The organism is Saccharopolyspora taberi (assembly GCF_039534165.1).
In the GTDB taxonomy this organism is placed as follows: domain Bacteria; phylum Actinomycetota; class Actinomycetes; order Mycobacteriales; family Pseudonocardiaceae; genus Saccharopolyspora_D; species Saccharopolyspora_D taberi.
Genome location: NZ_BAAAUX010000019.1, coordinates 1 through 16,178 on the forward strand (window position 1 = coordinate 1; position 16,178 = coordinate 16,178).

The 16,178-nt window shown below is 70.8% G+C and carries 16 protein-coding genes and 1 pseudogene; 8 read left to right on the forward strand and 9 right to left on the reverse strand.

Annotated features, from left to right (window positions below; translation table 11 throughout):
• The 3 genes and pseudogenes from ABD691_RS21765 to ABD691_RS21775 form a co-directional block, all read right to left on the reverse strand.
• Positions 1-237: pseudogene (locus ABD691_RS21765) on the reverse strand (PucR family transcriptional regulator); the annotation flags it as partial.
• Positions 234-1,316, reverse strand: a complete 1,083-nt coding sequence (locus ABD691_RS21770; protein WP_344682566.1) for a DUF917 domain-containing protein — start codon at positions 1,314-1,316, stop codon at positions 234-236. The gene ABD691_RS21770 and the pseudogene ABD691_RS21765, both read right to left, overlap by 4 nt.
• Complete coding sequence (locus ABD691_RS21775; protein WP_344682568.1) at positions 1,313-2,623, reverse strand: hypothetical protein; 1,311 nt, start codon at positions 2,621-2,623, stop codon at positions 1,313-1,315. The genes ABD691_RS21770 and ABD691_RS21775 overlap by 4 nt, the downstream gene beginning before the upstream one ends.
• Before the next feature lie 206 nt (positions 2,624-2,829).
• Here ABD691_RS21775 and ABD691_RS21780 point away from each other — a divergent pair, with 206 nt between their 5' ends.
• Entirely contained in the window at positions 2,830-3,240 is a 411-nt protein-coding gene (locus ABD691_RS21780; RefSeq protein WP_344682570.1) for a hypothetical protein, read from the forward strand.
• A 12-nt stretch (positions 3,241-3,252) separates the two neighbouring features.
• On the opposite strand, the gene ABD691_RS21785 is transcribed toward ABD691_RS21780, so the two are convergent.
• The 5 genes from ABD691_RS21785 to ABD691_RS21805 form a co-directional block, all read right to left on the reverse strand.
• Entirely contained in the window at positions 3,253-3,975 is a 723-nt protein-coding gene (locus ABD691_RS21785) for a flavodoxin family protein (RefSeq protein WP_344682572.1), read from the reverse strand.
• A gap of 250 nt (positions 3,976-4,225) precedes the next feature.
• On the reverse strand, positions 4,226-4,621 hold the full coding sequence (locus ABD691_RS21790; protein ID WP_344682574.1) for an SseB family protein: 396 nt from the start codon (positions 4,619-4,621) through the stop codon (positions 4,226-4,228).
• Positions 4,622-4,813: 192 nt separating this feature from the next.
• Entirely contained in the window at positions 4,814-4,999 is a 186-nt protein-coding gene (locus ABD691_RS21795; RefSeq protein ID WP_344682576.1) for a hypothetical protein, read from the reverse strand.
• 335 nt (positions 5,000-5,334) lie between these two features.
• Positions 5,335-6,666, reverse strand: coding sequence for a magnesium transporter (gene mgtE, locus ABD691_RS21800; protein WP_344682578.1), 1,332 nt, complete (start codon positions 6,664-6,666; stop codon positions 5,335-5,337).
• Between the two features lie 53 nt (positions 6,667-6,719).
• A complete protein-coding gene (locus ABD691_RS21805) occupies positions 6,720-7,697 on the reverse strand; it encodes an NAD-dependent epimerase/dehydratase family protein (RefSeq protein ID WP_344682580.1) in 978 nt (325 codons plus the stop codon).
• 95 nt (positions 7,698-7,792) lie between these two features.
• Between ABD691_RS21805 and ABD691_RS21810 the strand changes: the two genes are divergently transcribed.
• Positions 7,793-8,416: a TetR/AcrR family transcriptional regulator gene (locus tag ABD691_RS21810; protein WP_344682582.1), complete on the forward strand. Its 624-nt coding sequence runs from the start codon at positions 7,793-7,795 to the stop codon at positions 8,414-8,416.
• Here the strand turns inward: ABD691_RS21810 and ABD691_RS21815 are convergent.
• A complete protein-coding gene (locus ABD691_RS21815; RefSeq protein WP_344683489.1) occupies positions 8,377-9,318 on the reverse strand; it encodes an arsenic resistance protein in 942 nt (313 codons plus the stop codon). The two genes, ABD691_RS21810 and ABD691_RS21815, sit on opposite strands and share 40 nt — an antisense overlap.
• Before the next feature lie 150 nt (positions 9,319-9,468).
• On the opposite strand from ABD691_RS21815, the gene ABD691_RS21820 reads away from it, so the two are divergent.
• The 6 genes from ABD691_RS21820 (at position 9,469) to ABD691_RS21845 (ending at position 16,109) form a co-directional block, all read left to right on the forward strand.
• Complete coding sequence (locus tag ABD691_RS21820) at positions 9,469-9,846, forward strand: ArsR/SmtB family transcription factor (RefSeq protein WP_425565149.1); 378 nt, start codon at positions 9,469-9,471, stop codon at positions 9,844-9,846.
• A gap of 3 nt (positions 9,847-9,849) precedes the next feature.
• Positions 9,850-11,832 carry a heavy metal translocating P-type ATPase gene (locus ABD691_RS21825; protein ID WP_344682586.1) on the forward strand — a complete coding sequence of 661 codons (1,983 nt, stop codon included), beginning with the start codon at positions 9,850-9,852 and terminating at the stop codon, positions 11,830-11,832.
• Between the two features lie 139 nt (positions 11,833-11,971).
• Positions 11,972-12,127: a hypothetical protein gene (locus ABD691_RS21830; protein ID WP_344682588.1), complete on the forward strand. Its 156-nt coding sequence runs from the start codon at positions 11,972-11,974 to the stop codon at positions 12,125-12,127.
• Between the two features lie 90 nt (positions 12,128-12,217).
• The gene (locus tag ABD691_RS21835) at positions 12,218-12,577 is read left to right on the forward strand and encodes a BlaI/MecI/CopY family transcriptional regulator (protein ID WP_344682590.1); all 360 of its coding nucleotides are present in this window, start codon (positions 12,218-12,220) and stop codon (positions 12,575-12,577) included.
• Positions 12,574-13,539, forward strand: a complete 966-nt coding sequence (locus ABD691_RS21840; protein WP_344682592.1) for a M56 family metallopeptidase — start codon at positions 12,574-12,576, stop codon at positions 13,537-13,539. Before ABD691_RS21835 ends, ABD691_RS21840 begins: the two co-directional genes overlap by 4 nt.
• A gap of 149 nt (positions 13,540-13,688) precedes the next feature.
• Positions 13,689-16,109: a Pls/PosA family non-ribosomal peptide synthetase gene (locus ABD691_RS21845; RefSeq protein ID WP_344682594.1), complete on the forward strand. Its 2,421-nt coding sequence runs from the start codon at positions 13,689-13,691 to the stop codon at positions 16,107-16,109.
• The last annotated feature ends 69 nt before the right edge of the window (positions 16,110-16,178 follow it).

Sequence of the window (16,178 nt, forward strand, 5' to 3'; positions counted from 1 at the left end):
GGCGGCGCGCTCCCAGGCCCGCCGCAACGCGACCTCGACCGCCCAGCCGCCCCGCGCTGCGGACTCGGTCAGCACCAGCGCGGTGTGCGGAAGACCGGAGCTGATCTCCTCCAGCTCGTCCACCAGGCGCACCGCGTGCACCTGCGCGCGCAGCGGTGCGTCGCCGATCTCGGTCGCCCCGCTCAGCGGTCCGCCGCCGACGAGCTCGGCGACGGTCAGCGGGTCCGCGCCGCTCACCGGACCACCAGGTCCGGGAGCCCGAACGCCTCCGGGCCGGCCAGCGCCATGCCCTCCGGGGTGCGCCACGGCGGCGCGGCGGGCAGCACCAGCACCTCCACCTCCATGCCGATCCCGACGTCCTCGACCCCGAGCACCCGCCGGTCCGGCAACCCGAGCAGGCCGATCACGTCCGGCACCGACGCCACCGCGCCGCCGTCGGCGAGGACGAGCAGCACCTCGTTGTGCACTTCGAGCCGCAGCACCCGCCCGCGCTCACCGGACTCGCGGATCAGCACGCTCGACGCGCCCGCTGGCAGCCGCCGCTCGCGCCAGCGCGCGGTGCGGTGCTCGATGTCGATCACCCGGCCCTGCCCGAGCAGCCCGCCGCCGAGCCTGCGGGCGACCGCGTCGCCGGAGACCGCCGCGCGGGTGAGCAGCCGGCCCACCTCCAGCGCCCGGCTGACACCGCCCGGAACACCGGTCGCCGCCAGCTGCGCCGGGGTGGCCGGGTAGCACGCGCACACCACCCAGCCGCCGCAGCTGAGCACGGTCTGCCGGAGCAGGAGCTCCAGGCGCGGCTGCGGGCAGTCCAGCACCACGACCTCGCCGCCGCTGCCCGCCGCGGCCAACGGCGTCGGCGACACCCCGCCCAGGGCGAAGGTGGTCTGCTCGACCAGTGGGAACACCCGGCCCATCCCGTCCACGTCGAGCAGCGGAACGCCCAGCTCGGCGGCGGCGAGCACCGGCAGCAGCGCGTTCTCCCCGGCGACGTTGAGCGGCGCGACCGCCGTGCACGACCGGCCGGTCCAGCGTTCGAGCCGCCCCATCGCCCGCAGCACCTCGTCGCCGGTGGGCAGTTGCTCGCCCATCAGGAACGGTGCGCCGACGAACCCGACGGCCGCGCACCACCCGTCCGGAACGTCCCGCGCGGACAGCAGCGGCACCGGTCCTGACCCCGCCAGCACCGACCGCAACCACTCCACCGGCACGCTCAACCGCCCGCCGTCCCCTCCGCCGCCGGAGGTGAACAGCTGCGCGCCCGCGAACAGCGCGTCGACGTCCTCCGGTCCGACCGATCCGGCGGGCTGCCAGGTCATGGGCGCACCACCTCGGCGGCGACCCCGGTGGCCCGCACCTGCACCCGGTACACGCTGCCCGGCAGGTAGGCGACCGAACCGGTGCGCACCTCGGCGATCCGCACCGAGTCCGGCCGGGCGCCCGCGCTGACCGCGCGGACCATCGCCTCCTCGCCCGCCCGGTCGATCGCGGTGGCCAGGTCCAGGTCGTCGGACTCCACGACCACGCGGTCCACCTCGGCCGCGGGCTGCGCCCACGCGGCGCCGACGGCTCCGGCGACGACGCCGTCCGCCGGGCACCGCGCGCCGAGCGCGGAGGCGACCCGAGCCGCCCGCTCCGGCGTCCCGGTGACCACGACCGGACGGGGTTCGGCCGCTCCGCGCAGCCTGGACACCGTCCGCCCGATGTCGTCGGCCACCGCGACATCGGGCAGCGGAAGGCTCAGCGGCGGCACCCCGGCGTCGGTGGCTCGCCGGGGGAAGCCGTTGTCGACCAGCCCGGCCCGGGCGCGGTCCGCGCGCAGGTCCACGACGACGGCGTCGCCGGTCTCGGCGAGCACGGCAGCTCCGCGCAGCGCGGCAGCGGTGTCGGCCTCCAGCGCCGCCAACGGGAACCGGCGCAGGTACTCGGTGTTCATCGCGGCGGCGTCGTGCCGGGTGAACAGCGTGGCGGCGCCGGGCAGCAGCTCGTCGACCACCGCGCGGCACTCGTCGGCGACGCGTTCCGCGAGCGGGCGGGACGCCGCGTTGAGCACGGCGGTGTTCTCCCTGGCGAGAAGGCCGAGGCCGCCGATCTCGTGGGACAGCGTCACCGGCAGTTCGGGTACTGCGTGGTGCACCGCCTCGGCGACCGCGATCTCCTGCTCGGCGCGGATCGGCGAGCCGACAGCGGTGACGGTCAGGCCGCGGGCTCCGCGGTTCGCGGCGTCCTCGGCGAAGCGCAGCACGGCGGGGAGGTCGAGATCGCCGAGCGCGCGGCCGGTGAGGTCGAAGCCGCCGGGCAGCACGGCGGACCAGCCCCGCACCGCCGAGCACAACCGCCCGGGCCAGCCGGACAGCGGCGGGAGGACACTGCGGTCGGAGTGCGCGAGCCGCAGCACCGCGACCGGCGCGAGCTCCGACGCGTCCGCGAGCGCGTCGGAAAACCGGCTCGTCGCTATGGAGACCGACGTCGGGGCGAGCTGCTCCGGCAACCGGCGCAGCAGGGCTCGAAGCGCACCCGCCACGTCAGACGTCGGGGTATCGACGGCTGCCGACGCCCGGACACCGTTGGCGTCGACCACGGCGACCGCACCGCCCGCGCGATCGAGGTACACCCCCGACCTCACTCCACGCCACCTGCGCAGTCCCCGAGCACCACGTTCCGACACTAGTGCGATCGGAGGACGGAGTCGAGTGGCCGCTTCTCGGCAGCATGGGTTCTGTCCACAAGAGACATCGACCGGCGGTGCGGGTTGCCCGAGCTTGATGACAATGGTTATCATTTTAACTGGAACCACACAGACCCGGCCGCGGGCAGCAACCAGGGACATCCATGGCCACACAAGCACGCCACAGCACCGAGAACGATTCCCGCAGCGGCCTCACCGCGATCGTCTGCGACAGCTGCGGGGACAGCGGGGAGCGTCCGTTGCTTGCAGCGCTCAGGGAAACGATTCGACGCCTTCCGCACGCGGTGCTCCTGCGCACGACCTGCCCGCTGGGCCGGATGTGGTGTCACACCAGGAAGATCTCGGCACCGTACGGCGCGGGCCAGGTCGTGCTGGTGCAGCGGTGCACCGACACCCGCAGGCCGCTGGGGCCCGTCATCCTCGTCGGCCCCGTGGAAACCGCCGAGGACGTCGCGGAGCTGACCCGCTGGCTCGAAACCCGCCCGCTGGAGGTCGAATCACTCCCCCGACGCCTGCGGCGGCTCCAGAACGCCCACCGCTCCAACCAGAACTAAAGCAGCGAGGGATCACCGGTAGTCGGGGTTGTCGAACCCCACGTGACAGCCCGCGTCCCACTCCGAACGCTGGTTGCCGTACGCCGGAATCCCGCCCGCTCGCCGCAGCATCGCCGCTAGGTGCATCAGGTTGAACGTCATGAACGTGGTGTTGCGGTTGGTGAAATCGTTGTCCGGCCCGCCCGAACCGGGATCCGAGTACGACGGGCCCGGCCCGGCTTCACCGACCCACCCGGCATCGGCCTGCGGCGGGATGGTGTACCCGAGGTGTTGGAGGCTGTAGAGGACGTTCATCGCGCAGTGCTTCGCGCCGTCCTCGTTGCCAGTGATCAGGCAGCCGCCCGTCCGGCCGTAGTACGCGTACTGCCCGGCGTCGTTGAGCAGGTGCGAACACCCGTACAGCCGCTCGACGACCCGCTTCATCACCGAACTGTTGTCCCCCAGCCAGATCGGCCCGCACAGCACCAGGATGTCGGTGGCGAGCACGGCCCGGAAAATCTCCGGCCACGCGTCGGCCGACCAGCCGTGTTCGGTCATGTCCGGCCACACACCGGTGGCGATGTCGTGATCCACCGCGCGCACGACGTCGACCTCGACGCCGTACCGCCGCATGATCGCGGTGCTGACCCCGATGAGTCCTTCGGTGTGGCTGCGTTCCGGCGACCGCTTCAGCGTGCAGTTGACGTACAACGCACGCAGGCCGTCGAAACGCGGCTCTCCGTTGTCCGCGGGCACGTCCGCTCAGCCGCCCGCCTCGGCGAATGCCATTGCGCAGCCCCCACGTCGATGAACCGGCCACCTTCACGCTAACCGGCGGCCCGGCACCGCACCTGGTCAACTCCGGCTCGAAACCGCCCGGATTTCCCGGCGGCGGGGGAAGTACCGGCGCAGCTCGCCGGGCTTGTCCACGGGCGTTCGCTGCCCGCGGATCACCCCGGGTGCGGCGGCTCGACGCGACCGCCGCACCCTCGGTGCCCCTCCCGGATCAGACCTCGTCCTCGTCCGAGGAGCCGGCGTAGACGGGCAGCATCCGCACCACCTCGGCAGGAAGACCGATGCCGTCCTCGCTGGCCGGGTTCACCGCGAGCCACATCTCGTCCGACGGCCAGTTGGCGGCCAGCTCGGCGATCGGCAGCTCGACGGCGGACTCGACGTCGGCTCCGGCTTCCCGCAGCGCTTCCTCCGAGGTGAAGACCGGGATGTACTGCTGGCCCTCCTGCTCGATGACCGGGATCGAGATCGCGCCCTCGGGCTGTTCCTCCCCCTCCTCGGCAGGGGCCTGCGGCAGCAGCGCGACGCTGGTCGCGAGCTCCTGCAGAACCGCCTCGGTCTCGTCGGCGACGGCGTCCTCCGCCTGGGTGCGATCGTCTGAAGAGGTCATGGTCCGTCCTTACTTCACGGGGTGCTTCGGTTTGGCGACGAGTAGGTGCGCGAACGCGCGAGGCCCCACCGTACGGGGCCGCTTCGGCGGCGGCGAACACCCACCCACCGCAAGCCCGGAGCGGCCACCGCACCAGGCTCGCTGACCACCTTGGACTCGTCGCGCCCCACCCCGAGGCCCGGCCGGCCCGGTTCATCTCCTCACCGCGCTGCGGAAGAGGTCACTGGCGGCGAATGCGAGCCTGGACACCAGTCCCAGGCCCGAGATGTCCGCGAGAGTGAGCGCCAGCGGCCGGACGCCGGTCTGCCCGGAGCCCATCTCGATGGTGAGTTTTCCGGTTGCACCGCTGGGAATCTGCCAGGTGAGTTCCAGGATCATCACGGACCTCCTTGCGGAGAGCCCGAATCGCGGCAGGAGTCGTCCACGCGGCGGCACGAGTCGCCGCCGGGCGGTGGGAACTCGCCTACGGCCGCACAGCGTGGGAACCGGCCGTGATCGGGCGGGAAGCGACGGGATCGGCAACCGGACTGTGGCTGGGCTTCATCCCACACCTCCCTCACGGCCAGGACTCGCACCGAGTCCGCTCCAGGAAGGGAAACCCGCGTCCGCAGGGAACGGGCGTCCCTCTCGTCGCAGCTTTGGCACTGCACGGCTCAATCCGCAGGACGCGGTAGCGGTTCGACGGTCTCAAGCACCTCCGGAGGTGTCAACCCTCAGACGCCGAGGACGGCCCTGGCGATGAGGAAGTAGATGATCAGGCCCGTGGCATCGACGAGCGTGGTCACCAACGGGGCCGACACCACCGCGGGATCGATGCCGATCCGTTTCGCCAGCAGCGGCATGGCGGCTCCGACGACCGCCGCCCACGAGCAGATGACCACCACCGACAACGCTACGGTCACGGCAACGGGGAAATCGACCAGCAACGCACCGATGAGCAGCCCGACGACGGCGAGCATGGCACCGAGCAGGAGCCCGACCCGGCACTCGCGCCAGGCCACGCGCAGCACGTCACCGGTGCGGACCTCGCCGACGGCGAGGGCGCGGACGGCCGCGGTGGCGGCCTGGGAACCGGCGTTGCCGCCGGTGCCGACAAGCAGCGGGATGAACAGGGCCAGCGCGGTGACCTCGGCCAGGGTGGTCTCGAAGATCTGCAGCACGTTGACCGTCAGCGTGGCGGCGACGATGAGCAGCAGCAGCCAGACCACGCGGGACCGGGCGAGCTGGGTGACGCTGGCGGCCATGTAGTGGCCCGGCCACGGCGTCGTGGCCGACTGGCGGGCGATGTCCTCGGTGTCGGCGGCTTCGATGAGTTCGACGGCGTCATCGATCGTCAGCAGGCCCACGACGCGGTTCTCGCTGTCGACCACGGGCAGGGCGAGCAGGTTGGCCTGCTGCATCAGCCGGGCGGCGGACTCGGCGTCGTCGGTGGCGTAGGCGTGCGGCGTGTCGGCCGTGACCAGCTCGGTGACCTGCCGGTCCGGCGGGCTGAGCACCAGCCGCCGCAGCGTGACCACGCCCTGGAGGCGGCGGTGGTCGTCGACGACGGGCAGGGTGTAGACGGTCTCGGCATCAGCGCCCTTGGCCCGTACCGAGCCGAGGGCCTGGCTCGCGGTGAGCCCCTGGCGCAGCGGCACGACCTCGGGACTCATGTAGCGGCCGACCGAGCCTTCGGGATAGCCGAGCAGGTCCGCGGTCATCTGCCGTTCCCGCAGGCTCAGGCCGGCCAGGACGCGCTGGGCGAACTTCGCGGGAGCCTCGCCGAGCAGACGCGCGCGGTCGTCGGGATCCATCGCCTCGACCAGGTCGTGGAACGCCTGGTCGCGCAGTCCGGAAAGCACGTGCTGCTGGTCGACCGGATCGAGCTCCTCGAAGACCGTCAGCGCGCGGTCCTTGTCGAGCAGGCGGAACAGCAGCACCGCGGTGATCGGATCCTGGCGGCCGAGTTCGTCGGCGACCTCGTAGGGCTGGCGTTCGGCCAGCCACCGCTGCATGCCCGCGACGTCATTGCGGTCCAGCAACTCGCGCAGGACATCGGTTGCCATCAGGCCCTCCGAGCGCGTTCCGACAAGAACGTTTCACCGCTTGTGTAGCACCCTCAGCCGCCAGCCGCGTCCAGCAGTTCGGCGAACCCCTGCGCCCGAGTGCGCACCGGTGCGTAGCCCAGCTCGTCGCGGGCTTTCGTGATGTCGATCGTGCACTCCTGGCTGGAGAGCCAGAGCGACATGTAGTCCAGCGGCGGCGTCCCCCGCAGCCGGAACGTGCTCCAGGTCCCTTCGGCGACCCGGGTCAGGAGGCGGGCGGGCAGCGCGGGCACGGATCGGCCGGGAGGAGCGATCCCCCGGGTCGCCAGCAGATCGGTGACGAAGTCACGGAAGACCACCGGCTCGCCATCGGTGACGAAGTACGCCTCGCCGGGACGCCCGTGCTCGGCCGCCAGCAGCAGTCCCCGCACGACGTTGTCGACGTGCGTGGTGTCGGTCAGATGCCGCCCGCCACCGATCCAGGCGAACCGCCCCGCCCGGACCGCGGCGACCAGCTCGGGCAGGACCGTGGTGTCGCCCGCGCCCCAGACCAGGCGGGGGCGCAGCACCACCGTCTCCAGGCCGACACCGTTCGCATCGATGACCGCCCGCTCCGCTCGCGCCTTCGACGCCGGATACGCCGCGGGTGAGTCCGGCCGCAGCGGGGCGGTCTCATCGACGCCGACCAGCGCCTGGCCTGCCATCAGCGCCGCTTCGGTGCCCACGTGCACGACCCGTCGCACGCCCGCGCGGCGCGCGCCGTCCAGCAGGTTGCGGGTGCCGGTGATGTTGTCCCGCTCGAACGCTTTCCACCCGCCGCCGCGCGTGGTGCGGGCCGCCGAGTGGAAGACGACCTCGCTCCCGCTCATCGCTTCGCCGAGCCCCACCGGGTCAGACAGGTCACCGGACACCGGCTCGGCACCGACCTCGGCGACCCGGTTCGCCGCGGCGTCCGAGCGGGCCAGCGCCCGCACGGCGTGCCCGTCCTGGACCAGCCGCCCGATCAGACGCCGTCCCACGAACCCGGAGCCGCCGGTCACGAAAGCTCGCATCGCCTCTCCTCCGCAGTAGGTATGCTGACCAACATAGTATTGGAACGACGCCGAGAAGATCCCAACGAAGCCGAGAAGATTCCGGAGTGCAGCGGATGCCCAGAACCCGGTCCGACTCGCGGAGCAAGATCGTCAGAGGGGCGCAGGACCTGCTGCGCCGCCAGGGCTATCGCGGCACCCGGCTGGCGCAGATCATCGAGGAGAGCGGCGGCCCGCGCGGATCGACCTACTTCCTGTTCCCCGGCGGCAAGGAGCAGATCGCGACGGAGGCGATCGACGCCTCCGGCGCGGAGTTCGACGCCCTGATCCGAACCGCCCACCAGGCGACCGGAACGGCCCGTGAATGGATCAACGCGATGGCCGACCACTTCGCCGCCTCGCTGCGGGATTCGGGCTTCACCCAGGGATGCCCGGTCTCCACCGTCACCCTGGATTCCGCACCTGGCTCGCCCGGCCTGACCGCCGCCTGCCGAGGTGCCTACGACCGCTGGCTGAGCGCGCTCACCGACGGGCTCGTCGGCCATGGCGTGACCGAAAGCGCTGCCCCCGACCTCGCCACCGTGATGCTCAGCAGCTTCGAAGGAGCGATGCTGCTCTGCCGCGCCCACCAGTCGACCGAGCCCTTGCGCCAAGTGCAGCAGCACATCCTGCGCACCGTCGAGCACGAGCTCGCCGACGCTCAGCGGGCGGGCAGCAGCCGGGGGATCGCGCGCACGTAGATCACCATGCCGATGACCTCGACGAGGGTTTGGGTGACCACGACGACCGCGGCGATGGCGAGGTGGTCCGGCAGCGCCAGCGCCAGCGGGAGGACCACCAGCGAGTTGCGGGTCGCACCGGTGAACACGATGGCTCGGCTGTCGGGCACGTCAAGGCGCAGCAGGCGGGAGACGGCGAGTCCGGCGAAGGCCATGACGAGCAGGAAGAGCGCGTAGACGGGCAGGAGCCGGGTGATGTCGGCGAGGTTGTCGTCCAGCTTGGGCACCTGCGAGCCGACGACCGCCAGCAGCGTCGCGGCCATCAGAGGCACCATCGCCGTGCTCGCGGCGTCGGCGGCCTTCCGGCCGGTCGTGCGGCGGGCGGCCGACGCCTGGGTGAGCCAGGCCAGCGCCAGCGGGATGACGATCAGCACGAGGAACGCCTCGACGAACGGTCCGGGCTCGACGATGGCAGCCAGCTCCGAGCCCATGAACAGGTAGAGGTATCCCGGCAGGAGGATCATCTGGGCGAGCAGCAGCAGCGGAGTCGCGGCCAGCAGCCGCTGACCGCTGCCGCCTGCCATGGAGCTGAAAACGATCACGTAGTCGACACACGGGGTGAGCAGGACCAGCAGCACACCCATCCGCACGGCTTGGTCGGCGGGCAGGAAGGTGAACATCGCCGCGACCACCAGCGGCGCGACGAGGAAGTTGACCACCAGCGCGGCGGCCAGGAACCGGCCTGCCCGCAGCGAGCGGCCGATCTCGGCGGCGGGTACCTGCAGGAAGGTCACGTACAGCAGGGCCGCGAGCACCGGGTTGATCGCGCGCTCCAGTCCCGGCGCGATGGCCGGGACGACCAGGCCCACCAGCGCACCCGCCGCCATCGCCGCGACGTAGACCGCGACCTGGTGCCGTTCCATGCCGGCGACCAGACCCCGCGCTTGCTCCGACACCGCGCTCTCCCCTGGCATTCGTCCTCCACGACCATCCACAGCTTGCCGGTGCGCTGCCCGCCGGTGGCCGTCCGGGCTCGCCAACAATCCAATGAGCGTTAGTATGTTGATGTGACTGTGGAACGTGACGACAGCTGCGACCTGCTGTGCCTGGACCTGCCGCACGCCGAGGAGATCCGCGGCGGCCTCCCGGAGCTCGCGGCCGTCGAGCCCGCCGCCGCGGCGGCCCGGGCCCTGGGCGATCCGACGCGGCTGCGCATCGCCGCTGCGCTGCTCTCCGGTGGCGAGCTGTGCGTGTGCGACGTGTCCTGGGTGGTCGGACATGCCCAGAACCTCGCGTCGCACCACCTGCGCCAGCTCAGGACGGCCGGTCTGGTGACCTCCCGCCGTGACGGCAAGCTCGTGATGTACGGGTTGACCGAGCGGGGCCGGGTGCTGGCCACCGCCGTCCTGGGCGACTCCCTCGCGGCGACCGGCAGACCAGCGGAGGGTTGAGGCGTGGGAGCGGAGTGCTGCGGTACCCAGGCCGGCGAGGCCGCAGGCAGCCGGGGCTCGGGCCGGTTGTGGCAGGTCCGTGAGCTGCAACTGGCCGTGGGGGCGGCGTTGCTGCTGACCACCGGCTGGCTGCTCGGCCGTGCGGGTGCCGTCCCGGTCGGTCTCGGGTTCGAACTGGGTGCCGCGGTGGTCGGCGCGTTCTCGTTCGTGCCGGGAGCCCTGCGCAACGCGTTGCGTCGCCGGGTGGGCGTGGGCACGTTGATGACCATCGCCGCCATCGGGGCGGTGGCGCTGGGGCAGTTCGCCGAGGCGGCTCTGCTGGGAGTGCTGTTCTCGATCGCCGAAGGACTCGAGCACTACGCCGTCGCCCGCACCCGGCGCGGCCTGCGGGCTCTGCTGGCCCTGGTCCCGCCGAAGGTCACCGTGCTGCGCAACGGCGCCGAACTCCAGGTGGTCCCCGACGAGCTGGCCGTGGGCGATCGGATGCTGCTGCGGCCCGGTGAACGCGCGGCCACCGACGGTGTGATCCGCTCCGGCCGCACGAACCTGGACCTCTCGGCGATCACCGGCGAATCCGTGCCGGTCGAGGCGGGCCCCGGCGACAACGCCTACGCGGGCGCGATCAACGGCGGTGGTGCCGTCGAGGTCGAGGCCACCGCTGCGGCCTCGGATTCCTCGCTCGCGCGCATCGTGCACATCGTCGAGGAAGCCCAGGACCGCAAGGGCAGGGGGCAGCGGCTCGCCGACCGCATCGCCCGGCCGCTCGTGCCCGCCATCATGGTCCTCGCGGCGGTCATCGCCGCGCTGGGCGCGGTCCTGGGCGATCCGCTGCTGTGGATCGAACGAGCGCTCGTCGTGCTGGTGGCCGCTTCACCGTGCGCCCTGGCGATCTCCGTGCCGCTGACGGTCGTCGCGGCGGTTGGCGCGGCCAGCCGCACCGGAGCGTTGATCAAGGGCGGCGCGGCGTTGGAGGAACTCGGCCGCGTCGGCACCGTCGCGGTCGACAAGACCGGCACCCTCACGCGCAACGAACCAGGAGTGGTGGAGATCGTTTCCGCGGCGGGCGTCACTGAGGACGAGGTGCTGGGCACCGCCGCCGCGCTGGAATCCCGCAGCGAGCATCCGCTGGCGCGGGCGATCCTCGCCGCCGCAGACCCGCCATCGGCTGCCCAGGACGTCACCGCAGTGCCCGGTCACGGACTGCGCGGGCACCTCGACGGCGTCCCGCTGCGCTTGGGCAAGCCGGGCTGGATCACCACAGGCGGGCTGGCAGGCGACGTCGAACGGTTGCAGCAGGACGGCGCCACCGTCGTCCTCGTCGAACGCGACGCCACCCTGCTCGGGGCGATCGCGGTCCGCGACGAACTCCGCGGCGAAGCCCCCGAAACCATCCGGCAGCTGCACGCCCTGGGCATCGACACCGCGATGCTCACCGGCGACAACACCCGCACCGCCGCCGCACTCGCACAACAGGCCGGTATCGCCACCGTGCACGCCGAGCTGCTCCCGGAGGACAAAGCGCGCCTGCTCGGCTCGCTGAGCAACGGCCGCACGATCGCGATGGTCGGCGACGGCATCAACGACGCCCCCGCCCTCGCCACCGCGGACGTGGGCATCGCCATGGGCACGATGGGCACCGACGTCGCGATCGACACCGCCGATGTCGCGCTCATGGGCGAAGACCTCCGCCACCTCCCCCAGGTCCTGGCCCACGCCCGCCACGCCCGCGCCGTGATGGTGCAGAACCTCGGGCTCTCGCTGGCGATCATCACGGCGCTGATCCCGCTCGCCGCCTTCGGCGTGCTCGGCCTGGCGACCGTCGTGTTCGTGCACGAACTGGCCGAGGTCCTCGTCATCGGCAACGCCATCCGCGCCGCCCGCACCCGGCCACTGCCCGGCGCCCCGCCCGCTCCCACCGCTCCGGTCCGGCAGCCGGCCATCGCGGGCAAAGCCACCAACCGCCCGGAGAACGACGGGTGCTGCTGACTGGCTCATCGCACCCGTCGCTCAGTTCCCTGCCGGAACGGGAACAAAAGAGTCCTTCCGACCTGGTCCCACCTGCTCCATGGCGTCTCTACTACCGGAGTTAGTGCTACTAAGCTTCCTAGTTGATCTGGAGGCTTCGGTGACCTCTCCCGAAACGCCGAATCACGAAGAAAAACGCAGGCTGGATCTGGGCGGCTGCGGCCCGCTGATCATCATGCTGGTCCTGGCCCTCGCCGCCGCCGCGTTCGTCATCTGGTACGTGATCGACCGGATTTCGAGCCTCAACCTGTTCTGACGGGCAAATCCGCATCGCGATGCGGGTCTTTCGTCTTTGTTCGGCCACGCATCGGCTCGTACCCTCTGGAAAGAGGCGTGAGGGGGCATCATGCAGGGTTTGGGTGATCTCGAAGGTGCGGTGATGGATGTCCTGTGGCGGTCCGGAAGGGCGATGTCGGTGCGCGAGGTGCTGACCGAGTTGAACAGCACCCGCGCCCTCGCCTACACGACCGTCATGACGGTTCTCGACAACCTCCACCGCAAGAACTGGGTCGCACGCGAGTTGCAGAACCGGGCATACCTGTACACACCGCGGGAGAACCGGGAAGAGGCGACCACACGGGTGCTGCGGGAGCTCCTCGAATCCAGCGGTGACCCGAAGGCGGTGCTGCTGCACTTCGCCCAGTCCGCCTCCGATGACGAGGACGCCGTGATCCGGCGAGGTCTGCGGCAACGGTCAAGCCAATGATCGGCGCGCTCGCTCTCCTGTTCGGTGCGGCACTGCTGGCCATCGTCGCACCGGCGGTCCTGCGGAAGCTGCTCGAAGTGCGCACCGACCCGCAGGTCGTCCTCGTCGTGTGGGCGGTTCTCGTGGGTGCGACTTTCCTGACGACCGTCGGCACGCTGGTGATCATCGTCCTGCCGACGCACGGGCCGATGCTGCTGCTCATGCGGTTCGCGCACAACTACGCGAATTTCGACCACGGCTCGTTCCCGATCCACGAGCTCAGCGGTGCCCTGCTGCTCATCCCGGTCGCCGTGGTGTCAACCCTCGCCTGCCGCGGGCTGGTCAGGTACACGCGAGAACAGCGGAGACTCCACCGCCGCCACCTGGACCTCCTGCGGATCACGGCCAGTCCGGAAACCGGGAGCCTCACCACGATGTGGCTGCCTGCCTCCGAACCGCTGGCCTACAGCGTCGCGGGAACACCGTCGTTGGTCGTGGCAACCCGAGGTGTGCGGGAACAACTCCGCAGCGGCGACATCGCCGCGGTCCTCGAACACGAGCGCGCGCACCTCCGCGGTCGCCACCACGTCCTCGTCGGCTTGGCCCAGGCATTGGCGAACTCCGCACCTTGGGTTCCGCTGATGCGCCACTCGCCGAGCCTGGTCCGCGCGGCCGTCGAACTCGCCGCCGACCGCGTCGCCGCCCGCTCCCACGGCGCCACGGCCGTACGCACAGCGCTGCTCACCCTGACCAAGCATCGCGGAGGCCCGTCAGCGCCGGCCAACTCCCTCAGCATGGGCGAAGGGAACGTCGGCCTGCGCCTGAGCCACCTCGAAACCTCCACGCTGGGATCGAGCCCGGCCAAGCGCGCGCTGACCTCCAGCATCGCCGCGCTGGCCACCACCGTCGTCCTGACCGTCGCGGGCACCGGCCTGCTGTTCGCGGCCGTGACGCTGTTCGCCGGACTCCCGTTCGCCGGCTGACCGCCACCAAGGCACTTCGTCCCTTCTACTAAGCGGGATAGCACCCTCTACTAAGGGGCATAGCAATCTCCGCTTTAGGGAGTGTCGTGGCGGGAATATCTCCCAAACCAGCCGACAGGTTCGCCAATATCAAAACCAATACCGAGGTGATGTTCGCTGAAGTGCTGTCCGATGTCGTAGGCGCTGAACAGGTTTCGGTCGACTCCAACTTCTTCGACGATCTGGGCGCTGACTCCATGCTGATGGCTCGCTTCTGCGCGCGAGTCCGCAAGCGCGACGACCTTCCCTCCGTCTCCATCAAAGACGTCTACCGGTTCCCGACAGCGCACGACCTCGCGACCGCTGTTGCCGAGACCGAGCCCACGGCCGCCGAGACACCCGAGCCGCCCGAGGAACCGCTGCGCGTCAGCTCCGCGCGGTACGTCCTGTGCGGTGCGCTGCAACTGCTGTTCTTCCTCGGCTACTCCCTGCTCGCGGCGCAGGTACTCGCCCTCGGATACGAGTGGATCTCGGCCGCCTCCGGGGAACTGGAGATCTACCTGCGCTCCGCGGCGTTCGCCGGTGCGGGCTTCGCGGGGGTGTGCCTGCTTCCGGTGCTCGTGAAGTGGGTGCTCGTCGGCCGCTGGAAGGAGCGGGAGATCCCGGTCTGGAGCCTGGGCTACGTCCGCTTCTGGATCGTCAAGACGTTGTTGCGCGCCAACCCGGTGGTGCTGTTCACCGGTACCCCGCTGTACCCGCTCTACCTGCGGGCGCTCGGTGCCAGGATCGGCCGCCGCGTGGTCGTGCTGTCGCGGATGCTTCCCGTGTGCACCGATCTGCTGTCCGTCGGCGACGACGCGGTCATCCGCAAGGACTCCTACCTCAACGGCTACCGCGCCCACGCCGGCCGCATCCAGACCGGAACCGTCACCCTCGGCGAGCGCGTCCACGTCGGCGAAGCCGCGGTGCTCGACATCGGCACCTCCATGGGCGACGGTGCCCAGCTCGGCCGCGCCTCCTCGCTGCACCCCGGGCAGGCGGTACCCGCGGGCGAGGTCTGGCACGGCACTCCGGCGCAGCGCGCCCACGCGGACTTCGACATCATCGCCCCGGCGCCATGCGGAACACCGCGCCGCGTCGTCTACAGCGTCCTGCGCCTGGTCGCGCTGCTCGCCCTGCAACTGCCCGTGGTGATCGGCGGCGTCGTCATGCTGCTGGCCGCGGTCCCGCAGCTGGCGGCCCTGCTGGAACCCGGACCGACGGCGCTGACCACCTCGGCGTTCTACACCGACGCGCTGGTGGCATCGCTCGTGCTGTTCCTCGGCTCCGCGGTCATCGGCCTGGTATCGGTCCTCACCGTTCCCCGGCTGATCAACCTGATCATCGAACCCGGGAAGGTCTACCGCCTCTACGGCGTGCAGTACTTCGCCCACCGGGTGATCGCGCGGATGACCAACGTCAAGTTCTTCACGATGCTGTTCGGCGACAGCTCCTACATCGTCCACTACCTGCGGGCTCTGGGGTACGACCTCTCGCAGGTCCAGCAGACCGGCTCGAACTTCGGCACCGAGGTCAAGCACGACACCCCGTACCTGACCGGGGTGGGTTCCGCCACGATGGTCGCCGACGGGCTGTCGGTGATCAACGCCGAGTACTCCAGCACGTCGTTCCGCATGTCCCGCACCGCGATCGGGCCGCACAACTTCCTCGGCAACCACATCGTCTACCCGCCCGGCGGGAGGACGGGCGACGACTGCCTGCTCGCCACCAAGGTCATGGTCCCCACCGATGGACCCGTGCGCGAAGGGACCGGGCTGCTTGGCGCACCCAGCATTCCGATCCCGCGGACCGTCCAGCGCGACAGCGACCACGTCCATCCCGAACGCCGGGCCGACCTGCGCAGCTGCCTGGCGGCCAAGAACAAGCACAACCTCGCGAGCATGGGCGTCTACCTGTTCGTGCGGTGGCTGCACCTGTTCGGCATCGCCCTGATCGCCTCGGCGGCAGCCGACTTCTACCACTGGCTGGGACCGCCGGCGATCGCGTTCGCGACCGTGTCAAGCCTGCTGCTCACCGTGGTCTTCTACGCCGTCGTGGAGCGGGCTCTCACCGCGATCCACCCGCTGCGCACGGTGTTCTGCTCGATCTACGACAAGCGCTTCTGGCGGCACGAACGATTCTGGAAGGTGCCGCTGACCACCTACTTCCACTTCTTCAACGGCACCCCGTTCAAGAACCTGGTGTGGCGGATGCTGGGTGTCCGGATCGGCAAGCGGGTCTTCGACGACGGCTGCTACCTGTCCGAGCGCACGATGGTCACCATCGGAGACGACTGCACCCTCAACATCGGCAGCAGAATCCAGTGCCACTCCCAGGAGGACGGCGCCTTCAAAGCCGACTACAGCACGCTCGGCTCCGGCTGCACCGTTGGCGTCAACGCCCTCGTCCACTACGGCGTGACCATGGGCGACGGCGCGATCGTCACCTCGGACGCCTTCCTCATGAAAGGCGAGGAAATGCCGCCGCGCGCGCAGTGGGAAGGCAACCCCGCCAAGGAGATCTCGCGCCGCAGGCCGCTTCCGGCCCGATGACGCTCGGCCTGGAGCAGTGATTCGCGCCCGCCCACTACCGCCCGCGCCCACGCCGTGTCAGGCTACTGG